We start from the raw sequence: 25312 nt of genomic DNA, 5'->3' as shown, positions 1-25312 counted from the left end.
GTCGGGGTTTTACTCGCTTCGTAACGATTTCACGGGGTTCATCAAGGCGGCTTTTATGCTCTGGAAGCTGATCGTTAGTATGGCAATACCTACGGCCAGAAGTCCCGCCATGGCAAACACCCACCAGGAAAGATCAATCCGATACGCAAAATCTTCCAGCCAGCGATTCATGGCAAACCACGCAATGGGTACCGCCAGGACTAGAGCGATCAGGACTAGTTTTAAAAAATCTCTGGATAAGAGCGCAATGATGCTGACGACTGATGCGCCGAGTACTTTACGCACCCCGATTTCTTTGGTGCGCTGTTCGGCTGTTAAAGCAGCCAGCCCAAATAAGCCAAGGCAGGCAATGACGATGGAGATAATGGCAAAAACTGTAAACAACTGACTTGTTTTCTGTTCGGTTTCGTACAGAAAAGCAAAACGCTCGTCCAGAAATGAATACGTGAACGGAGCCGACGGATTGAAGGTTTCCCACTGCTTCTTGAATGAAGCGACAATATCAGCCGCGTCGGCTGCTTTAACTTTTACGATAATCGCTCCGGAATTACGTCCCAAAAGCATTATCAGAGGTGCTATTTTTTGTCGAGCCGACGCATAATGGAAATCTTTTACAACGCCAATAATTGTAAATTCACGTTGCCCGGAACGAACAATTGTTTTCCCGATTGGACTGGCTTTTCCGAAGCCAAGGTCACGAGCTGCCGTTTCATTAATAATCGTGGCCGTAGAATCGGTTGAAAATTCCTTCGAAAAAGACCGGCCTTCTTTCAGTTCCATACCAAGGGTTGCCAGGTATTCTTCGTCAACGTGATAAATGTTGGTGGTGATCTCACTGTGGGCTTCTTTATCGTTCTCTCGTTTAGCGTAAATTGTTGAACCTTCTATATTACTCATGCCAACCGGAATATTGGCTGAGAGACTGGCCTGAATCACGCGGCTGTCTTTTTGAAGTTGCTGTTTGAAAACCTGTTCATTTTGCCCCAGCATGTACGAGTCCTGAATAACCAGCACCTGTTCTTTATCGAAACCGATTTTCTTGTTTTGCATGAAATGCAACTGCTGGTACGTCACCATTGTAGCCACAATCAATGTTCCGGAAACAGCAAACTGGAACACCACCAAGCCACTTCGCAGCGTACTGCGACGGCTGGCTTTTACCGCAGAACCGCCTTTTAAAACCGCCGTAATTTTTGAGAAGGAAAGCAGAAAAGCTGGATAAGCCCCCGCCAGAATACCGACGCAAAAGCCAAATACCACAAGAATAGCTGCGTTTTTTACTGATACCAACGTGTTTATCGAAATTTCTTTTCCGGCCAACCTATTAAAATAAGGCAGCAGCAAACCAACAGCAACAACCGCCAGGAGCAAGGCAACGAATGTCAGCAAAATTGATTCGAGCAGGAACTGCTTCATTAATTGGGTTTTGATCGAACCCATCACTTTCCGAATGCCAATTTCCTTCGACCGGCTTGCAGCACCCGCCGTTGATAGGTTGGTGAAATTGACAATCGCCAGGAGCAGAATGAAAATAGCCAGAATGCTGAATATATACACCGAATTGATGTCGCCGTTGGCAGCCAACTCGTACTTAGATGCCGAATGCAAATGGATATCGGTCAACGGCATCAGGGAAAAACGGAACGTATTAACCGATTTTTGCGCTTCGGCTAAACTAATACCCATATCGCGCCGTACTTCCGGCACTACGTATTTGGCGACCAGCTGAGGGAATTTAGCTTCCAGCTTCTCAGGATCAGCTTTTTTGTTTAAGACCAGATACGTATAAAAACCAATGTTGCTCCAGCTTGGCGACTTAATAGGTAGATCTGCGGTGCTCAAAAATGCGTCGAAGTGAAAGTGCGTGTTGCTGGGTATTTTTTCGATGACACCGGTCACTTTGCGTACTTCCTGTCCTTTGTCAAAGAGAATTGTCTTTCCCATCGCCGGACTAGTGCCAAAATATTTTTGCGCAAAAGCTTTGGTAACAACAATGGAACCCGGCTCTTTGAGTGCCGTTTTTATATCGCCCTCCAGCAATGGAATAGAGAAGATTTCCAGAAAGTTAGAATCGGCCATCGCAATGGATTGCTCCTTAAATTGCTTGTCCTGATACCGTATGAACACCTGATGCCACGTCAACAGGCGAGTAGCCGCCAGCACCTCCGGGAACGCAGCCTGTATGCCCGGTCCGACAGCCGCGTCAACATTCGAAAAATCAGTTATGCCACCATTTTCGGTCAAGTGCAGACCTACCCGATAAATCTGATTGGCTTGAGTCGGGTATTGGTCATAACTTAATTCATCCGTTACAAAGGCCGCAATCAGAATGCAGCATATCATCCCGACGGCCAACCCTATGATGTTGATGAATGAAAAAACTTTGTTCTTCATCAGGTTTCGCCAGGAAATCTTGAAATAGTTTGTGAGCATAGTTGCAAGAATTATTCAGATCGTAATGATTTAACCGGGTTCATCAGAGCAGTAGTAATCGTTTTACTGCTAACTGATATCGCTACCAGAAGCAAGACCAATAGGGCAGGCGCAGCGAAAAGCCACCAGCCCAATTCGATGCGGGCAGCGTAAGTTGCCAGCCAGTTTTTGACTAAAAAGTAGGTAATGGGCAGGCCGATTAGTATGGATAGCAGGACGGTTCTTATAAAATCGGTTGAGAGTAAAATCAGTAGATTTGTTGTGCTGGCACCAATTACTTTACGAATACCAATTTCCTTGGTTCTTTTGGAAACGGTAAACGTAGCTAAGCCGAACAAGCCTAAGCAGGAAATCAGAATGGCGAAGCCAGTCAAGGCACCAAATACCTGCTGAAAGCGGTCATCGGCTTTGTATTGTTTGTCATACTCACTGTCCATGAAGAAATAGCTGAACGGCGAATAAGGAAAATTAGCCTTGTAAACCTTCTTTAACGTAGCAAGTTGCTCCTCTGCATTCCCCCCCACAAACTTCACGCTGGCGAATGAATCGAAGTTGGGCGAGTACATATGGATAATGGGAATGTAGGCGGCCTTGGGCGATTCGTAGTGGTAGTTTTTGACAACTCCTCGGATCGTTGCCTGACGTCCCCAGAAGTCTACTCGCCTGCCGATAGCCTCGGCAGGGGTTGGAATTCCCCAGAGCCGAAGGGTTTCCTCGTTGACAATAAGTTGCCGATTTGTCGTATCCGAAAAGCCCGGTCGGGTCGTGGCATCGAAGTTTTTGCCCGCCAATAGCTTAATGCCCATCAAGTCGATAAACGACGTATCTATCTTAGTCAGGTAATAATTGTAGAACGTTTTCTTGACGGCGTCCGACAGATTGATGCCCGTTGTTGTCGCCATTTGGACTGACCCCAGGCCCGGTACGGTGCCAGACAGGGATACTGCCTTTACCTGCGACTGATCGAGCAGCATTTGCCGAAACGCACCGTAATCCTGCTGGGCATTGTTTCCCACCGGGGCTGTCACCACCAGAGTATGCTCCATGTTTACCCCCACGTTTTGTTCCCGCAGAAAGTTGACCTGCTGGTAAACGGCGAACGTTTGCACCAGCAGAATCAGGGTAATCGTAAATTGAAAAACGACTAACGACTTGCGCAGAAAAGTGCCTTTGGTTGAGCGCGAGAAATTGCCTTTGAGTACCGTAATCGGATCGAACGAAGATAGGACGAAGGCAGGATAAAATCCTGATAGACAAATACTGAGCAACAGAAATGCTCCTACGCTTTCCCAGAAAAATACGTCCTCGAACACGGTAAAACCTTCGGGCAGGCCCGCCACCTCAACAAACACCGATCGCAGGCCCGCCACCAGCCCCACCGCCAGGATTCCGGCGAAGAGGTTGATCAGAACGGTTTCCGTGAAAATCTGTGTTCTGATCTGACCCTGGGTAGAGCCAACCACTTTTCTCATGCCAATTTCCCGCGCCCGGTCGAGGGCTTTTGCGGTGGTTAGATTCACGTAGTTGACAAAGGCACTCAGGAGTACCAGAAACGCTACGCCCAGCAGAAAGTACACCGACCTCGCTTCGCCATTCGGTTCGGTTTCGTATGTTTTATGAGAATACAGGTGGATGTCGCCGATCTTCTGGCCGATCACCCGTTCGTTGTTTAGCGTCTTAGCCCGAAGCAATCGATCGCTGAAGGCAGCCAGCGACTTTGTAAACCCTTCGTAACTAATATTTTCGGCTAGCTGCAAATAGGCATACGTATTGTTGTTGTTCCAGTTTTCTTCTTTTTCGCCAAAGTCCGACAACATAGTCGGGTACGAGACAATCATGTCAAATTTTAGATGCGTATTGGCCGGGCTGTCAGGCACTACGCCCACCACTTCCAACAGAACGCTGCCTTCCGACTTTGGGATTTTCAGGGTTTTACCCAGCACATCGAGCGTATTGAAATAGGTCAGCGCCAACGTTTTCGTCAGTACAACCTGCCGGGGTCTGGTAAAGAGACCGTTTCGAGTTCCCCGGATGAGCGGGTAGTTGAACATCGAGAAAAAGGACGAATCGACTGCGTAGACGTTATCGACTAGGTAATACTTATCGCTAATCTGGACCGTCACTTTTGGTTTGCGTAAGGGATAGACGCGGGTATAATTGACTACTTCATTCATATCCCGCGTGGCTTTGGCCCCCATTGGTGGGTAGGTTTCGGCATCCTGCGCGTCCACTGCGCCACCATTCATATAGTCTATGGTGAGTCGCACAAGCCGATTAGCCAGTGGGTTCGTGTTCTCATAACTCAACTCAAAGCGCACGTACTGGATAATCAGCAATGCCACCGCCAAACCAGTGGCCAGCCCTACTACATTAATGAGCGAGAATGTACTGTTTGTCCTGAGATTCCGAAAGGCTATTTTGAGATACGAACGAAGCATAAGATTAAGGGTTTATTCAGATCGTAATGATTTCACCGGATTCTCCAGTGCCGCTTTCAACGTCTGTGATCCGATCATAATGAACGCGATCAGCAATACCGCCAGCAAGCCGACGAACAACTCGGCGACCTGCACGGGTTTGTGATACGGAAAATTGGTGAGCACCAGAGTTTCAAAGAAAAGGTACGTTACGGGCAGAGCGATGAGTGCCGATAGCGACAGCAGTACGAGAAAACTGCGGCTTAATAAGTAGATAAGGTTGCCGGCGCTTGCGCCCATCACTTTGCGGATGCTGATCTCCTTCAGCCTGGTTTCGGTCGTGAACGCCACCATGCCGAACAATCCCATCGATGCGATCGAAATGGCGAGGAATGAAAGGAAGCCAATGATCTTGATCATGGCCGAAAATTCGCTGTAGGCATCTTCTATTTCTTCGTCATAGAATTTAGCCTGAAATGGATGAACACGATCAGTTTTCTTCCAGGCAGACTCGATCTTGGCCCTGGTCGCCAGCATGTCGGTGCTTTGTATTTTGGCGTTAATGACTGCCCTATCTTTGGGTGTCCAGGACATGAAGGCTACCGGCTCGATGAGGTTGTCGACCTTGCCATAGTGAAAGTCTTTTATTACGCCAACAATGGTCATCTTGCGACCACGTACATTGAAATTACTGAATGTAATCTCTTCCCCGATTGCTTTCTCTGGGTCATTATTGCTGATGTTAAATCGTTTTAAGAACTGCTCGTTAACGATCACTTCTCTGACGGCTTCGGCTGTAATGGGTCGTGCCATAAAATTTCCTCCGGCAATGAGCTTGTATTCATGCAGCGGCAAGTAGTTTTCGTCGACGTTGTTGGTCATGACCAGCGCAGAGTCGCGCGAATCGTTGTATTTCATAAATCCACCCCAAGTATTCCCAACGCTGGTGATTATTAACGAACGCGATAGTGCCGTTACTTCCGGCATCTCGCTCAGCTCTTTCAGAAACACATCGGGTTTATTACCCTGCATATTGATATTCAGGATGTTTTCTGTACTAAATCCAAGGTCGAATGCAAGTATGTTTTTGTATTGTACATAGCCGATGGCGGTTGTAGTTATAAAGATCAGGGTGAGTGTGTATTGAATCACTACCAGGGCGCGTCTGAGTGTTACGTGTTTGAAGACTTTCACCGACGATACATTCCTGAGTGCATTGATCGCGCTGACTTTCGAAAAGAATAGTGCAGGCAACAAACCGGCAATAACACCTACGATGACTGAAAAGACGATAAAGGCTATGACCATAAACGGAGTAAGCTCAAGCTTCACCGTGCGCTGCATCTCCGGAGCCAGGTTCATCAACTGCGGCCGCAATACGAGGAAGAGGAAGTAGGAAAGAATAAGGGCTGCCAGGGAGATCATGATTGCCTCGGCCAGGAACTGTTGCCATACCTGGCTCTTTCCGGCACCGATCGCTTTGCGAATACCTACTTCCTTAAAGCGACGCATGGCTCGCGCCATCGAAAGATTGGTGTAGTTGAAACATGCAGACAAGATCACAACGAGTGCCAGCCCACCGAGTATCCAAAGCACAACCGGAGACATATGAGGTCCTACGGAGCCCGGCCCCCCCTCGGAGCGACGGAGGGTCTCTCCGACCACGATCTTATCTAAAGGAAGAAGTTCGAGTTGGATCTTCGTGTTGTCTTCGGCGAGATTTTCCTCTTTTGCAAGGGCGTCAAGCTGCGACTGGATTGATGCTACGTCGACAGTTGGAGGCAGCAGGAGGTACACGTAGTTCGACGACATGCTTGTCCATCTCTCGAAGTTGTTGTTGTTCCTGTTGAGCTGCTCGGCCGTTGAGAGCGATACCAACGCTTCGAAGTTGATGTGCGAAAAGAAGGGAACGTCTTTCATGACACCGGTCACCCGGTAATCGAGTGTATCGAACCTGATTGCCTTACCAAGCGCCGATTGGTCGCCGAAGAGTTTCCTGGCAGCGGTCTCGGTAAGAACGATCGAGTAAGGATCTTTCAGCGCTGTGTCGGGGTTGCCTTCCAGCATCGGAAAAGTAAAGATCCTGAATAGTGACGGATCCGCCCAGAAGCCCTTGATAGAGATAGTGGTGGAGCCAACCTTGGCGTCCTGCGAAAAGTCGTTACGCATAATAGTCACTTCCTCAATACCGGTCACTTTCTGGCGGATAAGCTTTCCGGTCTTTATGGATGTGGTTGCAAACTTGCTGCCGGGCCGCGATTGGCCGGGCCGCGTTCGGCTTTGTTCACTATTTTCGGTCAATACGCTGGTGATGCGATAAATCCTTTCCCCATTCTTGTGGAACTTGTCGTACGAACGCAGGTCGAGAACGAACGCAATCAGCAGTAACCCCACGGACATAATGATGGCAAGGCCAACAATATTGATGGAGGAAAACAGCTTGTTGCGCAGTAAGTTGCGTACTGATGTTTTAAGGTAGTTTCGGAACATGATCGTAAGGGTTATTCCGACCGCAACGATTTTACGGGGTTCATCATCGCGGCTTTAATACTCTGGAAACTCACCGTTAGCAAGGCAACACCCACGGCCATCAAACCCGCCAGGGCGAACATCCACCAGGCTATGTCAATTTTGTAGGCAAAATCGGCCAGCCATTTTGTCATGACGTACCAGGCAATGGGCGACGCAATCACCAGGGCAATTAAGACCAACCGAACGAAATCGAGGGAGAATAAGCCAAAAATGTGGGCGGTTGTTGCCCCTAGTGCTTTACGGATGCCTACTTCTTTGGTGCGGGATTCAGCCATGAACGCGACTACGCCGTACAAGCCCAGACAGCCGATGAAAATGGCTATTCCCGCCAGCAACTGAAATAGCGAATACATCCGTTCTTCACTTTTGTAGAAATTGGCTAGGGTTTCGTCCAGAAAACCGTACTTAAACACAAAGTCGGGGAAGGTTTCATTCCAGGCGGTTTCTACTTCCTTCAGCAAGAGACTTATGCCCTCGGTGCCGCCCTGCTGTGGTGAGAGTTTGATGCCCAGACTGCGGTATTGATCCCGATAGGAGGTTAGTACACTGGGCTCAATTTGCTGGTGCAGCGAAAAAGCATTGAAGTCTTTCACCACGCCAACAATTGGCTTTTTAACGACTTCGCCATTCACCGTCATAAGCTTGCCAATGACTTGCTCGGGCTTTTGAAACCCTAACCGCTTCATAAAAGCCTCGTTGATAACAAACTCCCGCATTGTATCGCCAGGCTGGTACATGCGGCCAGCAATAAGTTTCAGCCCATAGGTATGCGCGTAGGCTGTATCGGCGGGGCGCATTAGTACACCATAATCGGGTTCTTTCTCCGAATTTCCAAAGCGAAAACCAGTGCTCCAGTTGCTGGTCGACGACGGTGTTGTCATGGCAAAGCTCATGGACTGAATACCCGGTAGTCCGGTTAATTTAGCTTTAAGACTTTCTAACTGGCCGGGCTTTTTCTCTGGTATCAAAACCGTCATTACCGCATCCCGGCTGTAGCCTAAATCGGCGGAGCGGAAGTACTTCATCTGGCTATAGGCGATAATAGTGCCGATGATGAGCATCTGCGAAATAGCGAATTGCCCAACAATCAGGCCCCGGCGTAGCGTTAGCTGATTGATGCCCGACGAGCCGCCTTGCCCCGATGCCCGAATCTTACCTTTGAGCGCCAGAATTGGTTGATAACCAGACAGAACCAAGGCGGGATAGAAACCAGCTAAGGCGGTGGTGACCAGGCCCATAGCTAGTAGAAAGCCAAGTACTGTTGGGTCAAAGAGCGTTGCGGCACCCGGCTTAATATTGAGCAACTCACCCACGTAGGGCAGTGCTAGCTGCGCCACGATCAGGGATAGAATTACAGCCAAACCCGTTAGTACGCCGGTTTCACCCAGAAATTGACGGACCAGTTGGCCGCGCGTACTCCCCATTACTTTCCGGACGCCCACTTCTTTGGCCCGCCGAATCGCCTGAGCCGTGGCTAGATTGATAAAATTAACGCAGGCTGTAATCAGAATGAACAGACCAATCAGACCCATTGCCCAAATCATTTCCTTGCTGACCGTACGTTTGGCGTAATTGTCGGTGCGGGTATCGAAATGGATATTGGTCAACGGTTGTAACTCATAAATCAGATCTTTAGCGTCGTCGGGTTTGTGGTATTTTTTGACGAAAGTCGCCAGTTGCTGATCCATCTGCGCCGACGCTGTTTTCTGATCCTGCGCCGTACCTGGTAGCATCAGGTAAATTTGTGCCCCGCCATAAGTCGATTGCCAGTCGTCCCAGTCCGTGGCCGATCCAAATTGTTTCAGTGACGCAAACGATAGCAAGACTTCAAAGGGAATACTAGTTGTAGCAGGAAGCTCCTTCACGACGCCCGTGACGACGAAATCCATCTTGTTTTCGACACGTAGTTTTTTCCCGATTGGGTTGCTCGTGCCGAAATATTTCTGGGCCATTCGTTCGCTTAAAACAACTGTATTTGGATTGGAAATCGACGTTTGAGGACTGCCACTTTTCCAGGTATAATCGAACAGCCGAAAGTATTCGGGTTCGACAAAGGCCAGCACACCGTCGCCCTCCTGAAATTTTTTGGTAGACTGGCTTGCTTTCCCATTCACGGTTACCACCACATTCGTAATCCGATTAACCATCGTTACCTGATGTTTCAGGTTCGGGAAATCGTTTCGCAGAGCGGCCAATGCGGGTAATGGTAGCCCTGCGTTTCGGCGGTCGACATTCGACTTTTTGTTAAACGAAATAATCCGGTACGTTTGGTCGGCATGGGCATTGTGCCGGTCGAAACTCAGTTCGTAGCGAATGGCTAGAAACAAGAGCACACAGCAGGCCAGGCTCAGCGTTAACCCCAGCACGTTGATGACCGAATAGCTCCAGTTGCGCTTTAGGGCGCGGAGGGCAGTGGTGAAATAGCTTTTTAACATGGGATTTGTGGTTTAGCTTGGAGCATCATTCAGATCGTAAACTTTTCACTGGATTCATCAGAGCGGCTTTTACGCTTTGAAAACTGACTGTCAGCAGCGCAACGATTACCGTTGCCAACAGCGATGTCAGAAATAGGCCGGGACTAAGGGTAATCTTATATTCAAAATTTTTCAACCACCCGTTCATCACCCACCACGCCACGGGCGCAGCCAGTAAGAAAGCAATCCCGATCAGCCGCACGAACTCCCGGCTAAATAGCCACAGAATGCTGCCCACACTGGCCCCTAATACTTTGCGCACGCCAACCTCCTTCGTGCGTTGCACCACTATGAACAGGACCAGTCCGTACAAGCCCATGCAGCCGATGAATAGGGCAATCCCGGCAAAAAAGTTGATGAGCCTGCCCATCGTCTGCTCCTGCTGATAGGCGTTCCGGATTTGTTCATCCACAAACGTCGGCTCGAAAAAACTGTCAGCATAAACCTGGTTGTAAGCTTTTCCCAACTGTGTCAACGCCCGGCCGTAGTTGGCAGAATTCAGTTGAATGTTAGCCGAATAGAAGCCACTTGCCAGAGTTGTCAGAAACAGCGGCTTAATGCCTTCTTTGAGGTCTGAGTGGTTGTAGTCATGTAATACACCGACGATTTCCAGCGGGGCAAAACCCCCTTTGTGGATAAACTTGCCCACTACGTCCGCTGGTCGGCTGAAGCCCAGCCGATGCATGAATGTTTCGTTGATGAGCGTTTCGCGGGCTGTATCGGAAGGGTGAAGATTACGCCCGGCCACTATTTTCAGGCCGTACAGACCCACATAATCGGCATCAATCCAGGCCTGCTGCGGCCCGTATGGCTCTTTTTCAGGGCGGGTATCGAAGTGGACGCTTGTTTGGCTGGTCCATTTCGACTGCGGAGGCCCGCCCATGGAATAGCTGAACCGGCTTACATCAGGCAGGGCTGTGGCAAGGTTGCGGAACGTACTCATTTTGCTCAGGTCCTGCGTAGGTATGTTCGGCAGACTCACGGTCAGGATCGCATCCTTCCGGAAACCTAGGTCCTTCTCCCGAACATAGTTAAGCTGATTGGCTACGACGAGCAACCCAATGATGAGCATCTGCGAAATAGCGAACTGTGTCACCACCAATCCCCGCCTGACGGAGATGCCACCCGCCTGCCGCGTGGTGATCCGCCCCGCCAGCGCCACTACGGGCCGGAAGCCCGCCAGTACCAGCGCTGGGTACAGGCCCGCCAGCAGAATAATGCCCACTACCAGCAGGGCCAGCCACCCAAGTATCGATGGTGAGAAGTAAAACGTAAACCGGAACGGGCCGTTTAGGTAGGTGTGCGCCAGCGTCTGACCGTATTGAAACACGACAGCCGCCAACGCTGTTGCAACCAACACAATAAGCGTCGTTTCGCCCATGAATTGCCAGAAGAGTTGCGTCTTGGTGCTACCCAACACCTTTCGGACGCCTACCTCCCGCGCCCGGTTGAGGGCCTGCGCCGTGGCGAGGTTCACAAAATTGATACTCGCCGTACCAATCAGCAGCAGTCCAATCAATACCAAAGACAGCAACAGCCCCCGGCTCACCCCCCCGTAATTGGGCGACAGGTGCATGGTGCTGAAGGGCAGGACGGGGTAAGACGTCTCTTTTATTTTTTCCGGGTTGTATTTCTTGACGAACGGCAGGAGTTGCCGGTTCCAGTCGGTGGCGGTGAAGCGGTCGTTGAATAGCGCGAAACAGTGGGTACTGCCGTTGGTATTGTCAAACCGTTCGTCTTCAGGTCGGGTACCGAGCTGCTCTTTAAGCGACCCCCACGAGGCCATGATCGGGTAAGCCAGGTCAGTATTGTCCCGATAATCGGCAAATACACCCACCACGCGGGCAGGAATCCGGGCATCGAGCCGGACGGTACGGCCTATTACGTTGGTTGTAGTGCCGAAGCATTTGCGGGCCATCTCCGCACTCATCACAACCGTACCTGGCTGCCCGAGATCGTCGGGGCTACCGGCCAGCCAGGTATAGTCGAAGATGCGGAAGTAGGCTGGTTCCACGAACGCCCCTGCATGTTCTTTGTCTTTGATTTTCCTGTCGGCCCCGCCCGCGACAGGTACCACCACCAGGGGAGCGTTCCACTCATCCAGCATCGCTACCCGTTCAATTTCGGGGTGATCGTTGCGAACCGACTGGCCAAACGGATACGGGACACCCGATATGCTAAACTCACCACCGGACGAGGTAAACCGGGACGTAAATTGATAGATCCGGTCGTAATTCCGATGGTGGCGGTCGGTTTGGTAATGGTAGCGAACGAGTGCGAAAATCAGCAGTGCACAGCCCAGGCCAAGTGCCAGCCCCGTTACGTTGATGAAGGCATAAGCCCCGTTCTTTCGCAAGTTACGGACGGCGATTTTGAGATAATTACGTAGCATAACGGCAATGTTTATTCTGATCTTAACGATTTGACGGGGTTCATTAGGGCCGCTTTGATGCTTTGAAAACTCACGGTTAACAAGGCAATGCCCATCACTAAAACAGCTACCGAAGCTAGTGCCCACCATTGAATATCAATGCGATATGCAAAACTTTGTAGCCAGTTATGCATGAAATAGTACGCTATTGGTAACGCAACTACAATGGCGATGGCGACCAGTTTGATGAAGTCTCTGGAAAGAAGTGCTATAATTCCTGCCACCGACGCGCCCAATACTTTTCTAATGCCGATTTCCTTATTTCTTCGTTCGGCAGTGAAGGCTGCCAATCCGAAAAGACCCAGGCAGGAGATAAGGATAGCCAGCCCCGCGAAGTAGCGGGATAAGATCGAAACCCGTTGTTCCGACACGTATTGCGCCTGAAAATCCTGATCTAAAAACTTGTATTCCAGCGAATAACCCGGATTAAATGCCTGATAAATCTGGTGAAGTTTAGCAATCGTCTCCGGCTGTTTTCCTGTTTCAATAGAAGTCATGAGCGTCATTGTTTCCGAGGGATTGAGTTTCATGAAAACAGGCTTAATGTCGTCGTGGAGCGATTCGAAATTAAAGTCACTCACCACGCCCACAATTTGCCGGTTTTGCCCCCACAGTTGCACCGTTTGTCCAACTGGATTTGTCAGGCCCATCGCTTTGATGGCTGCTTCGTTGAAAATGATGTTGGTACTGTCGGCACCGAATTTTCGGGAGAACGACCGGCCATATTTCATGTGCATGCCCAGCGTTTCTATAGCGTCATAATCCACGGTGATGTTGATGAACCGGATAGATTCCTTCGGATTTTTACCTTTCCAGTCCAATCCTACTGTCCCGCCCTGACTGCCAATAATCGATTGTTCCATCCCCGAGGCATTTATTACGCCTGGTATTTTCTTTACCTCCGCCAGAAATGCTTCGGTGTTTTCGGCTATTTTTCCCTCTTTCGAGAAGTAGATAACATTGTCTTTTTTGAAGCCTAAATTCTTGCTCTGAACGTAACTGATCTGCCGGTAAACCACCTGAACCGATACGATCAGGATGACCGATAGCGCAAACTGAAACACCACCAGCCCCTGTCGCGTCCAGACTTCACCCACCGAATTCGAAAGCTTCTGGGAGAGCGAGCCGCCTTTCAGCACTGTTATCGGATTGAAACCAGACAGATATAGGGATGGGTAGCTGCCGGATATAATACCTGTGAGCAACGTAATGGCGAGAAAAGCCAGCATAAGCTTGACATCGAGATGGAGTGACAGGTGCTTCTGGGTAATATCATTGAAGGTGGGGAGCAACACAACGACCAACAGAACAGCCACCAGCAACGATAAAAAAGCCATGAACATTGACTCGCCCATGTATTGAGAAACAAGTGCTCCCCGACTGGCACCGATTGCTTTTTTTACGCCCACTTCCTTGAGCCGTACCGATGCTTTTGCGGTGGACAGGTTCATGAAATTGATGCAGGCAATGACCAGAATAAAAATGGCGATTATTGAGAACAGGTTGACGTACTCGATTCGACCGCCAGCCTGAACCCCGTTCTTATACGTGCCGTATAAATAACTGTCCGAAAAGGGCCTTACGAACAGCGTGACCGTTGATTCGCTAGCTTTGGTTTTGAGATAACCCGCAATTTTCTTGTTGAACTGGTCAATGTTTGTCCCCTTTTTTAACACCAGATACGTAGCCGGTGCATGATTATCCCAGGAGACAGTACGGTGGAAAAGTTCGGGGTCTCTGAACGCCTGATCCGTCAGCAAAAGATCAAATTGTGCCGATGAATTGGCAGGCAGTTTTTTGAAAATTCCTGTTACCAAAACTGCCTTTTTAAATTGCGCCAGTTGCCACTGCATCGTTCTGCCGACTACGTTTTTTGTGGTGTGAAACAGCTTCATGGCCAGATCTTCGGATAGGACGATTCCGTTTTTGTCCGCCAGGACTTTGTCTTTGTTACCTTCGAGGAGTGGATAAGAGAAAATGTTAAAAAAGTCCTTGCTCGCAAATTGACCAGCCGCCTTTACGTTGACATTGTTTGCCGAAATGGTGAGCAGCGATGGCATTGCGGATGCGGGAAGGACAGCCGTAGCATAGTCTACCTCCGGAAGTTCGGCCGCCATCGTTTCAGCCAGAAGATCTGGCGTACGATCCTGCGTCCTGATTCCATTCGAATTCAGGTCATTCTCCATTACCTGATACAGTTGACTGCCCTGCGAATGAAATTTATCAACGTTCAATTCGTCATTTACCCACAAGTAAATGAGCAAGGCACAGGCCAGACCCGTAGAAAGGCCAATGAGGTTGATGAAAAAGGTACTTTTAAACCTTTTGAAATTCCGATAAATAAGCAGAAAATTATGTTTCAGCATGGTATTTGTGCGCGGAGTTTATTCAGACCGTAATGACTTTACGGGGTTCATCAGGGCCGCTTTGATGCTTTGGAAACTCACGGTTAATAGGGCAATGCTCACCGCCAGTCCACCTACCAGCGCGAACATCCACCAGGCAATATCGATACGGTAGGCAAAGTCCTGTAACCAGCGATTCATGACGTACCAGGCAATGGGTAAGGCAATGGCGATGGCCACACTAACCGGTTTGAGAAAGTCTTTGGAGAGGAGGGCGACAATGCTGACGATGGACGCGCCGAGTACCTTACGAACCCCGATTTCTTTGGTGCGTTGCTCCGCTGTGAACGTCGCTAATCCGAACAAACCCAGACAGGCGACGAAGATGGTCAGACCCGCAAATATGCCCAGAATACGGCCAATTTTCTGTTCTGCTTTGTAGGTGTCATTGAACCGGTCATCCAGAAACGAATACACAAAAGGGGAGTCGGCGGCAAGTTGATTCCATTGCGTTTTCAGGCTAGCTAGTAAGCCGGTAATGTCTTTGGTTTTTACTTTTACAATCACGGCACCTTCCGTATGTCCCAACACCATGATCAGCGGAGAAATACGTTCGTGCATCGATTTGAAGTGGAAATCTTTCACCACACCAATCACCCGATACGTTCCCTTGTTTCCTTCGTTATTGGTGTTGGTTATAGTGTGTCCCAGGGCAGAACTCGTCCAGCCAAGCGTTTTGGCGGCTGTCTCGTTTAAAATTACCCCCGACGAATCAGTGCCGTATTCCTTCGAGAAATTGCGTCCGGCGGCCAGTTGCATACCCAGCGTCGGGATGTAATTGTAATCGACATCGTAGCGAAGCGTCTTCACCAATTGGGTAGAATTGGCTTCGGGATAAATCATGAAATTGTTGTTATTACTCGGACCGGCTGGCAAATAACCGGACGTACTAACGTTCACCACCCGAGGGTCCTGCATAATCTGGCTACGGAATACATCTTCTTTCTTGCCCAGCAACCACGTTTCCGGCAATACCAGTACCTGGTCTTTATCGTATCCTAATTTCTTGTTTTGAATATAGCTGAGCTGCCGATAGACTACCGTAGTGCCCACCATCAGTGTAATGGAAATGAAGAATTGAAAAACGACCAGACCACTCCGTAAGCCGATGCTATTTTTGCTTGATGTAAACCTGCCTTTCAGTACGGCAATTGGTTTGAAAGAAGATAGGAAAAAGGCGGGGTAACTTCCTGCCAGAATGCCGACCAGTAGCCCAAACAGCAGCAGGCCCGGTAGCAGCCAAATGTTAGCCATAAAATTGAGCCTTAGTTCTTTACCTGCCAGATCGTTGAAGAACGGTAATGTCAGGTAGACCAACCCAATAGCCAGGAGCAACGCAATCGCCGTTAGTAATAATGATTCGACCAGAAATTGATTGGTCAGAGCCATCTTCACCGAACCCAGCACTTTCCGAATGCCTACTTCTTTGGCCCGTTTAGCGGCTCCAGCCGTAGACAGGTTCATGAAATTGATGCAGGCAATCAGCAGCATAAACAACGCGATAGCCCCGAAAATATAGATGTACTGAATATCACCATTTGTACTCAGATCATACGCAAAAGTAGACCGCAAATGAATGTCGGTCAGTGGTTGCAGATACAGGCCAATGTCGTTGCCCTTTTTGCGAAATTGGGCCAGGCTCATGCCCATACTCTGCTGAAATTGCGGCCCCATATATTTTTCTACAACCTGCGGCAGTTTTGCTTCCAGTTGCCTGTAATCGTACCCCTTAGGAAGAACCAGATAGGTGAAAAACTCAGATGTTAACCAGGAAGGTGCTTTGGCATCCGGAAAGCTGGCCATCGACACAAAAATGTCGAAATGGAAGTGCGCGTTGACAGGCACCCGGTCAATGACTCCGGTTATCTGATACGTCGTGGTGCTGCCTTTAAGCGTCAGCACTTTACCAATGGCATCTTCGGTCCCAAAATATTTCCGGGCCATTTCCTGGGTAATGACTGCCGTATTTGGTCGGGCTAGAGCCGTTTTGGCATCACCCTGCAAAAGGGGAAGCGTAAATACCTGAAAGAAATTGGAATCGGCAAACACCATCGACGCATCTCTAAATGTCTTGTTTCCTACCGTAATGAGGGGTGCACCACCCATCCGTAAACGCGTGGCTTCCAGCACTTCGGGATAGTCTGCTTTAAGGGTTTGCGCCACGGGCGGCATCACGTGTGCTTCGTTCATTTTCCCTCCCTGCATCGTGCCCCGGAAAATAACGCGCACCATGCGGCCCGCTTTTTCGTTGAAGCGGTCGTAGCTTAATTCGTCGAGAATGAACAGGCTAATGAGCAGACACGTAGCTAATCCGAGGGCTAACCCAATGATATTGATAGCTGAGAATGCACGATTGCGGACTAAATTCCGCCAGGCGATTTTTATATAATTTTGTAACATGGGTACTCGACGTTTATACGGGCTAAGCGCTACATATCTATACCCAAATGACGTACCACGATTGTAAGTAATTCAATGTCAGTCAAATAGTGGTTTTACCTAAACTGATAATGTCCGCAAACGGACGCTGGGCGTACACTTGCGGACAAGGCGTGCGTGGGTTGACGCGCAGGGCAGGGGCAGAAACAGTCGCTGACAACTCATCGTGTCATCCGCAAACTCAACAATTGGTTGGGTCTGTTATACTATGTGGACCGCTCGTGTTCCCTACTGTGCATCAGTCGGAACGTAATGACTTTACGGGATTCATCAGGGCGGCTTTCACGCTTTGAAAACTTACCGTCACTAGGGCAATACCCACAGCCAGGAGTCCCGCCAGGGCAAATATCCACCACGAAATATCAATCTTGTAGGCAAACCCTTCTAACCACTGGTTCATGGCGTACCAAGCCAGGGGCGAAGAAATGACGATGGCAATTACAACCAGTTTTAGAAAGTCTTTTGAGAGCAACCCAACAATACCACCAACGGATGCGCCCAATACCTTTCGCACCCCGATTTCTTTGGTGCGCTGCTCGGCTGTAAACGCTGAAAGACCAAAAAGCCCCAGACAAGAAATGAAAATGGCCAGGAACGCGAAATAATTGGCCAGACTACCCACTACAGATTCACTTTTGTAGAGTTTCTGGTATTCATCGTCGGCAAATCGGTACGCAAATGGAAATTTCGGATTCAGTTGTTTCCATAAAGTCTCTACGCTGACCAGGGCCTGCGTTGTCTGTCCGGGTTGTGTGCGAATGATGAAATTCTGCCTATCAGATTCGACACCTAACCGAAAAATCAGGGGTGAAATAGGAATGTGCAGCGACTGAAAATGGAAGTCTTCCATAACACCAATTATTTTTCCCGGCTTGCCCCACATCGTAATGGGCTGGCCGACCGGATCTTTATAACCGATGCGTTTGGCTGAGGCCTCGTTGATAATGTAATTGGTTGTATCGGTGCTAAATTCCGGAGAGAAATCGCGGCCTGTTAATTTTATTCTCAGCGTCTTCATGAGATCATAACCGACCGCCGTATGTGTAATTTCAACATTGACGTTTGGGTCTTTCCCCGGCCAGCTTACCCCGCCCGTAGTACTGCCTATATTGGTGGGAGCCTCCTGCATCGACGATACAGATGAGATTCCGGGTTGTCGCAATAATTCGTCTTTGAACATTTTGTACGTTGACGGCGCGGTCAATTCGCCTTCAACGGGTATGTAAATCAGATTCTCACGCTCGTAACCGAGGTTTTTCGTCTGAACGTAATGAACCTGTCGGTACACAACGATCGTACCAACGATTAACAGCATAGACAAAACGAATTGAAAAACGACCAGGCCCTGCCGAAGCATCCGGGCACCCGAGCCGAATGTGAGGGCACCCTTTAATACCCGAACGGGTTCGAGCGACGATAAAAACAACGCCGGATAACTACCGGCAATTAAGCCAGTGAGCAGCGCCATACCGACCAGCACTAGCCAAAATGACGCTTGTGTAGCCTGCAAACTGATATGTTTACCGGTCAATGAATTAAAGGCGGGCAGCAGGGAAAAAACGAGCAACAACGCGATAACCAACGCCAGACCCGTGAACAATAAAGCCTCGCCAATAAATTGCCCGGCTAGTAAAGCTCGCCCTGCACCAATAACTTTCCGAACGCCCACTTCCCGCGCCCGTTTGACCGACCGGGCGGTGGCCAGATTCATGAAATTAATGCAGGCAATCAGCAACAGAAATATGGCGACAATACCAAACAATCTTACGTAGCCAATGCGCCCACCGTCCTGTTGTCCATTCTTGAAATTTGAATAAAGATAACCGTCCGGGTAGGCTTGCAGGAAGAGTTGTGCATCAAATGTGCGACCAACATTCTTATCGTATTTACGCAGAAAGGGTTTCAGCTTAGCATCCAGATTAGCAATATTCGCATTTGGCCGGACCATGATACGCGTATGTGGACCGTTGTTTCCCCATTCTTTCATCCAGGGATTACGATTCAGGCAATCCTTCCAGTTGATCAGGAAGTCGTATTTATCCGACGAATTGTCCGGTAGGTTTTCAAACACCGCCGTTACCTGATAGTCATTCTTATTGTCAATACGTATGCTTTTGCCGAGAGCCGCTACCGGATTGCCAAAATAGAAGTCAGCCACTTTATGAGAGATAGCCATGCCTGTCGGCGAGTTTAGCGCCGTTGCGGGCGTACCGGCCAGCAGCGGAATGCTGAACATCTTAAACCAGTCGGCTCCGGCCCAATGTCCCATCTCTTTATTGATCTTATCGCCAACGGTAAACGTCATATCGGCATCCCAGCCCGTATACCCAGCCGCATACACGATTTCGGGAAACTGCCTTTTTAGCTCGTCGGGTAATACGCCCGGTGTAAAGCGGCCCGTTTCAGTCTTGTTATCATATATCTGCCGATGTATGACGTTATACAGTTGTGGGCCATTTGCATGATAATTATCCACGCTTACTTCATCCTGAATCCACAGGAAAATCAGCAGGCTACAGCCCATACCAAGGGCTAGCCCCAAAATATTGATAGCCGAAAAAGCTTTGTTGCGAACAATGTTTCGCCAGGCGATTTTGAAATAGTTTTGTAGCATAATTTTACCCTAGTCGGAACGTAGTGATTTTACTGGATTCATCAGGGCGGCTTTGATGCTCTGGAAACTGACCGTTACTAGTGCAATAAGCACCGTTAGGCCACCCGCCAGCAGAAACACCCACCAGTGAATGGTTGTCCGATATGCGAAATCATTTAGCCAGGTGTGCATAGCGTACCATGCCACCGGAGACGCAATTACTACCGCCACCAGGACCAACTTCAGAAAGTCTTTGGAGAACATAGTTACTAGACTCAGCTCTGTTGCGCCCAGCACTTTGCGGATGCCAATTTCCTTGGTCCGTTGCTCAGCTATGAACATCGACAGGCCAAATAAACCCAGACACGAAATCAAAATGGCAACGCCAGCAAAAATGCTGAATAACGTTTGCTGGGTTCGTTCGCGGGTGTAGAGCTGGTCAAATCGTTCGTCCAGAAACTGATAATCGAATGGCCGTTCCGGAAAAAACTGTTTCCAGATGGTTTCAACATGCTTCACACCAGCCGGAACATTGCCCTGAATGGGAATGGAGAGCCAATTGAAATGGCTGGTAGACATGACCATGACTATCGCGGCCATTTTCTGGTGCAGCGATTCGAAATGATAATCTTTCGTGACACCAATAATCTGGCCGTTCGTTGGACCATACCGAAACGCTTTGCCAATGGCCTGGTCGGGCGTCCAGCCCAATTGACGTACGGCCGTTTCGTTCAGAACGATCATCGACGTATCGGTTGAGTAAGATCGCGAGAAGTTGCGACCGGCGGCCATGGCAATCTGATAAGCCGGAATGAAATCGTAGTCAATACGAAGGCCCCGAAGGTTAATCTTGACCGGAGCCATGCTGTCGCCTTTTGCCGCAGAAGCATCGTACGAATCCAGCAATCGCGAAGATGGTATCCGCGATGAGCGGCCCATATCACGCACCACACCCGTTTGGATGAGTTGTTGCTTGAGCGTCTCATAATTCGTTGTCGAGTCGCCGACATCAGGCAGCAGCAAGACCTGATCTTTCTGATAACCAAGCCGGTAGTCCTGAATGTACTTCATTTGGTTGTATACAACGGCTGTGCTGATCATAAGCGCTATGGCAATGGCGAACTGCGTAATTACCAGCACCTGACGTAGTTTGCCGGTTCGCATGGCCGAAACAATTTGCCCTTTCAAAACGCCAAGCGGCCGGAACGACGTGAGAAAAAAAGCCGGATAACTGCCCGCCACAACACCTGTTAGCAACGTAATGCCAACCAGAATACTGAGAAATGCCGGTTCGACGATTTGAGTAAAGGCCAGTTGTTTTTGCGTGAACTTATTGAGTGCGGGCAAACAGAAAAGTACCAGCACAACGGCGACGCCCAGCGATAGGGTTACCAGCAAGATGGATTCGCTCAAGAATTGGCCAATCAGTTGGGAACGCAAAGCCCCTACAACCTTGCGCATCCCAACCTCTTTGGCTCGCCCCGCAGATCGGGCTGTGGCCAGATTCATGTAGTTGATGCAAGCGATCAGCAAAATGAATAAGCCAATGGCCGAAAACAGATAAATATAACTTACGTCACCGGTGGGCTCAAGCTCCGAATCGGTATGCGAACGCAGGTGAATATCGGTGAGTTTTTGCAGATTCAGGATTGACCATTTAGAGGGATTTTTGCCTTCGTTGGCTGGGAAATGTTTATCCTGAAAAGCCGGAAACGCGGCTTCAATACGTTGCCGATCGCTGGAAGTGCCTCCTTCCAACTGCCCCGCCTTTAACAGGACATACGTATTGAACGAGTTGTTTCCCCAATTGGTCCGCAGTTGTTCGGCCCCGTAGATACGACTGTCGTTCAGCGTCGAAAAAGAAAGAAGGAAATTTGGGTGGAAATGGGCCTGAGCGGGCAGCGGCTCATATACTCCCGTGACAGTCAGATCATATTGGTTATTGAGCCGAACGGTTTTGCCAACGGGATTTTCGGTGCCGAAATATTTCTCGGCCATCGGTCTAGAAAACAGAATCGAGAATGGATTGACCAGCGCCTGATCGGGGCTGCCACTAACCATGTCGAAGCTCAACGTTTTAAATAAATTTCCTTCAGCAAAAAAAACATTTTTCTCATTGAATGAGTGTTCGCCATAGCGTAGTAAACTTTCACTCTCAAGCGTTCGTGCCACTTGTTCAATCTCCGGGAAATCCTGTTTTATTAATGGGCCAAACGGTGGCGCTACCTGGGCTAATCGAAGCGAAACAGTGCCTTCTGATGTGAGGAATGTCCGGGTAACGCGGTAAAGACGGTCAGCGTTGGCATTGTAGCGGTCGTAACTCAACTCATCTCGCACGTAAAGCGCAATCAGTAGGAAACAGGCTAGCCCAACCGCCACACCCGTGATGTTGATGAAGCTGAACGTTTTGTATTTCCGCAGATTGCGAAAGGCGATGAGCAGATAGTTACGTAGCATAAATCGAACAGAAAGAGGTGGCACAACAGATAAGTGCGCCAAATGCCGTACCAGAAAACCAACTAACTGATTATCAGAGTAAATATTTAGAGATAAATAAAAAGTTGTCCGCAAACGGACGCTGGGCGTACACTTGCGGACAACCTCGCAGAGAGGTATTACGAGATATCCATTACTCGCTTCTCAATGATTTCACCGGATTCGCCAGGGCGGCTTTTATGCTTTGGAAACTGACTGTCAGGAGCGCAATACTGACCGCCACTAATCCTGCCAGCCCAAACATCCACCAGCCAATAGTGATCTTGTAGGCAAAGTCCTGCAACCACTGATTCATAGTCCACCAGGCCAGAGGTGAAGCAATGACAATAGCGATCAGAACTAGTTTCAGGAAGTCTTTTGAGAGCAACGTAACGATACTGGCGACCGATGCGCCCAGCACTTTACGGATGCCAATTTCTTTGGTGCGTTGTACGACAACATGCGAGACTAAACCGTATAAACCGAGGCAGCAAATCAGGATAGCAATACTGGTAAATATGTTTGTGAGTCGGGCGATCAGCGTTTCGGTTTCGTAGAACTTGGCTAGTTGTTGATCTACGTATTGATACTCAAACACGTCGTTGGGAAAGAGTTGTTGCCACGTTTGCCGAATATGCTGAAGCGTTTGCGCCGGGTCATTTCCTGAAATTCGGATACCCGCCTGCTTGTACCAACTGGCCTGATTAGCGATGAAACAGGGACCAATCTCGTCGCGCAGTGATTTCTGGTGAAAATCTTTTACAACACCAACTATTGGCAATGGAATCGGAGAGAGGTAATACTGTAGCATTTTACCCAACACCTGTTGCGGGTTGCGAAAGCCAAGTTTATGGAGCAGGGTTTCGTTGATCACGTAATCACGGATGGTGTCGCCGGGTGTTATGTTGCGTCCCGCCAGTAGTTTTATACCATACGTGCTCAGGTAATCGGCGTCGGCGAGCCGGTCCCGAATCGGGAATTTTGACCACTCCGTACTGCCGTTGAACTTGAACGAGCCGCCAAATTGCAGGTTACTGGCGGGAGTCAGGTGACTGAGACTGACTGATTGAATGTCAGCATAGTGTGAAAGCTGTTGTTTGAAGGCATCCTGCTTCGCTTTTTGACCGTATGGCAATGTGACGATCACAACATTGTCTTTCCGGAAACCCAAGTCTGCCTGCTGAATGTATCGAATCTGATTAGCCACCACTAACGACGCGATAATAAGTGCCTGACAAACGACGAACTGCGTCACGACCAACACTTTCCTTACCGTAAAACCCCTATCGGAGCCAGCGCTGAGCGTACCCCGGAGAGCCTCCCAGGGTTCAACCCCAGACAACACAGCCGCCGGATACCCACCAGCCAACAGGATAATACCACTGAGCAGCAGCCCAATGAAGCACATTGTCAGCCAGTCGGGGCGGAGGGATAAATCCAATTGAACCCATTCGTTAAAAAGTGGGAGTAAGAGAATAATAAACAATAAGGCTAATCCGGTCGCGGCTAAAATAATCAATGTTGTTTCGAGCAGAAATTGCCCGATCAGTTGACTGCGTGAGCTACCCAGCGTTTTGCGGACGCCTACCTCTTTGCTTCGCCGGAGGGCCTGCACCGTTGCAAGGTTGATGAAATTAATACAGGCCGCCACAATCAGCAGCATACCCACCGCACCCAGCGACCACAGCAGTGATGCCCGAATGGTCGTACCACCCCGCGCCACGTCGAAATGGAATTCGCGCATGGGCTGGAGGTGAAAATGAAACACGCTGGCATCGGCTCCGTAGTGTTTCTTTGACAACGCCGGAAACGTCCTTTCGATGGAAGGAGCCGCATCCGGACTTTTCAGCGTGACGTAAACCCGGTTCGTGCTGTTAAGCCAGTACCAATCCGTCATGCTGTATGTAGAATCTATTGTTTTGAGCGTCGCCAGCGAGATAAATAAACCCAGATCGGTATCGGTCGTGGTGGGTGGTTCAGCCAATAAACCCGTCACAGTCACGTCAACTTTGTTGTCAAGGGTCATAACCCGGCCAATCGGGTTGGCATTACCAAAGTACCGTTCCGCCCAGGAGGTTGTCAACACGACGCTGTTCGGCTCGTGGAGTGCCGTTTTAGGATTGCCCTGTAGCCACCTATAATCCATAATGTCGAACCATTCAGACTCCACCAGACCCACGCCTTTGTGTTCCTGAAAGCGCATGGATTGCGTCTGTTTCGGTCCCGACGGGGAACCGTTAGCTTGATCGGACTGCTTAATACTGACGGTCAGTTCCCGAAGCATCATCAGAAAAGCGGCCTGCTCCACCTGCGGATACTCGGTCCGCAACGCTTGCGCCATCGGTAACGGGGCTTCTGGATTGTACTCGATAGAACCGTCGGCGAGGTGTAAATCTGTATCAATCCGAAAAATGCGATCAAATTTAGCGTGGTGCCGGTCGGTGCTGAGGTGATGACGCAGGAACATGAAAATGAGCAATCCGCCCGCCATCCCAACAGACAAACCAATGATATTAAGTAGGGTATAGCTGCGTTGCGAACGTAGATTGCGGAAGGCGATTTTAAAATACGAGCGAAGCATTAGGTTGAGGGTTTGGTTATCTTTGAAAAACACTCGTTCGTCTACGGAAGCAGGTAGTAAGCAACCCATCGAATACGATGACGAAAAGACATCAAGTCTGAATTATTCCGAACGGCAAAGTCGTTTGGCTTTCTTATTCATGTCGACAACAGTATAGTATTTTTACAGAACTTGATCTTGAGTTTGCTTCTGGCAAAACCCGGCCAGATCTGTGCATCTTCCCTAAACGTCAGATGGATTGGGTGACCGACGAAATTATTGTTTGTGATGTTCCGCTTACTACTATCGAATTTCTTTCTCCGTGCGACGGTCCGACCGAACAGAGCCTAAATGGGTTAATAGACCGTATTTACAAAAAGCATTTTCCGGCAGGTGTCAAAACTGGTTGGTTACTTGTTCCAAGTTTGCAAATCATATCGATTCTATTGCCCAATCATAAGCAAGCCAACTTCACAGAAGGTTTTATCACAGACCCTGAAACAGGGCTACAACTTAGATTAAGCGATATTTTTGAAGGGTGATCAGGAACAGA

At 49.2% G+C, this 25312-nt stretch carries 11 protein-coding genes; 1 reads left to right on the top strand and 10 read right to left on the bottom strand.

Going from position 1 to position 25312, the window contains the following annotated elements:
- Positions 1-9 precede the first annotated feature (9 nt).
- The 10 genes from ACFS25_RS19155 to ACFS25_RS19110 all read right to left on the bottom strand — a co-directional run bounded on the left by ACFS25_RS19155 (position 10) and on the right by ACFS25_RS19110 (position 24780).
- Positions 10-2433: an ABC transporter permease gene (locus ACFS25_RS19155; protein ID WP_381504211.1), complete on the bottom strand. Its 2424-nt coding sequence runs from the start codon at positions 2431-2433 to the stop codon at positions 10-12.
- Positions 2434-2444: 11 nt separating this feature from the next.
- On the bottom strand, positions 2445-4871 hold the full coding sequence (locus ACFS25_RS19150) for an ABC transporter permease (RefSeq protein ID WP_381504209.1): 2427 nt from the start codon (positions 4869-4871) through the stop codon (positions 2445-2447).
- A gap of 12 nt (positions 4872-4883) precedes the next feature.
- Positions 4884-7340 (bottom strand): ABC transporter permease, encoded by a 2457-nt coding sequence (locus ACFS25_RS19145; protein ID WP_381504207.1) that lies wholly within the window; start codon positions 7338-7340, stop codon positions 4884-4886.
- A gap of 11 nt (positions 7341-7351) precedes the next feature.
- Positions 7352-9817, bottom strand: a complete 2466-nt coding sequence (locus ACFS25_RS19140; RefSeq protein ID WP_381504205.1) for an ABC transporter permease — start codon at positions 9815-9817, stop codon at positions 7352-7354.
- 25 nt (positions 9818-9842) lie between these two features.
- Complete coding sequence (locus tag ACFS25_RS19135; protein ID WP_381504203.1) at positions 9843-12248, bottom strand: FtsX-like permease family protein; 2406 nt, start codon at positions 12246-12248, stop codon at positions 9843-9845.
- 11 nt (positions 12249-12259) lie between these two features.
- Complete coding sequence (locus ACFS25_RS19130; protein WP_381504201.1) at positions 12260-14653, bottom strand: ABC transporter permease; 2394 nt, start codon at positions 14651-14653, stop codon at positions 12260-12262.
- A gap of 18 nt (positions 14654-14671) precedes the next feature.
- Positions 14672-17092, bottom strand: coding sequence for an ABC transporter permease (locus tag ACFS25_RS19125; RefSeq protein ID WP_381504199.1), 2421 nt, complete (start codon positions 17090-17092; stop codon positions 14672-14674).
- A gap of 277 nt (positions 17093-17369) precedes the next feature.
- Entirely contained in the window at positions 17370-19745 is a 2376-nt protein-coding gene (locus ACFS25_RS19120; protein ID WP_381504197.1) for an ABC transporter permease, read from the bottom strand.
- A gap of 9 nt (positions 19746-19754) precedes the next feature.
- Complete coding sequence (locus ACFS25_RS19115) at positions 19755-22181, bottom strand: ABC transporter permease (RefSeq protein ID WP_381504195.1); 2427 nt, start codon at positions 22179-22181, stop codon at positions 19755-19757.
- Positions 22182-22353: 172 nt separating this feature from the next.
- Complete coding sequence (locus ACFS25_RS19110) at positions 22354-24780, bottom strand: ABC transporter permease (RefSeq protein ID WP_381504193.1); 2427 nt, start codon at positions 24778-24780, stop codon at positions 22354-22356.
- 233 nt (positions 24781-25013) lie between these two features.
- On the opposite strand from ACFS25_RS19110, the gene ACFS25_RS19105 reads away from it, so the two are divergent.
- Positions 25014-25301: a hypothetical protein gene (locus ACFS25_RS19105; RefSeq protein WP_381504191.1), complete on the top strand. Its 288-nt coding sequence runs from the start codon at positions 25014-25016 to the stop codon at positions 25299-25301.
- Positions 25302-25312: the final 11 nt, after the last annotated feature.

It is taken from the genome of Spirosoma flavum, assembly GCF_042686045.1.
GTDB lineage: Bacteria > Bacteroidota > Bacteroidia > Cytophagales > Spirosomataceae > Spirosoma > Spirosoma flavum.
The sequence above is the reverse complement of the archived record's forward strand: the minus strand, read 5'-3'. Positions and strand labels throughout refer to the sequence as shown.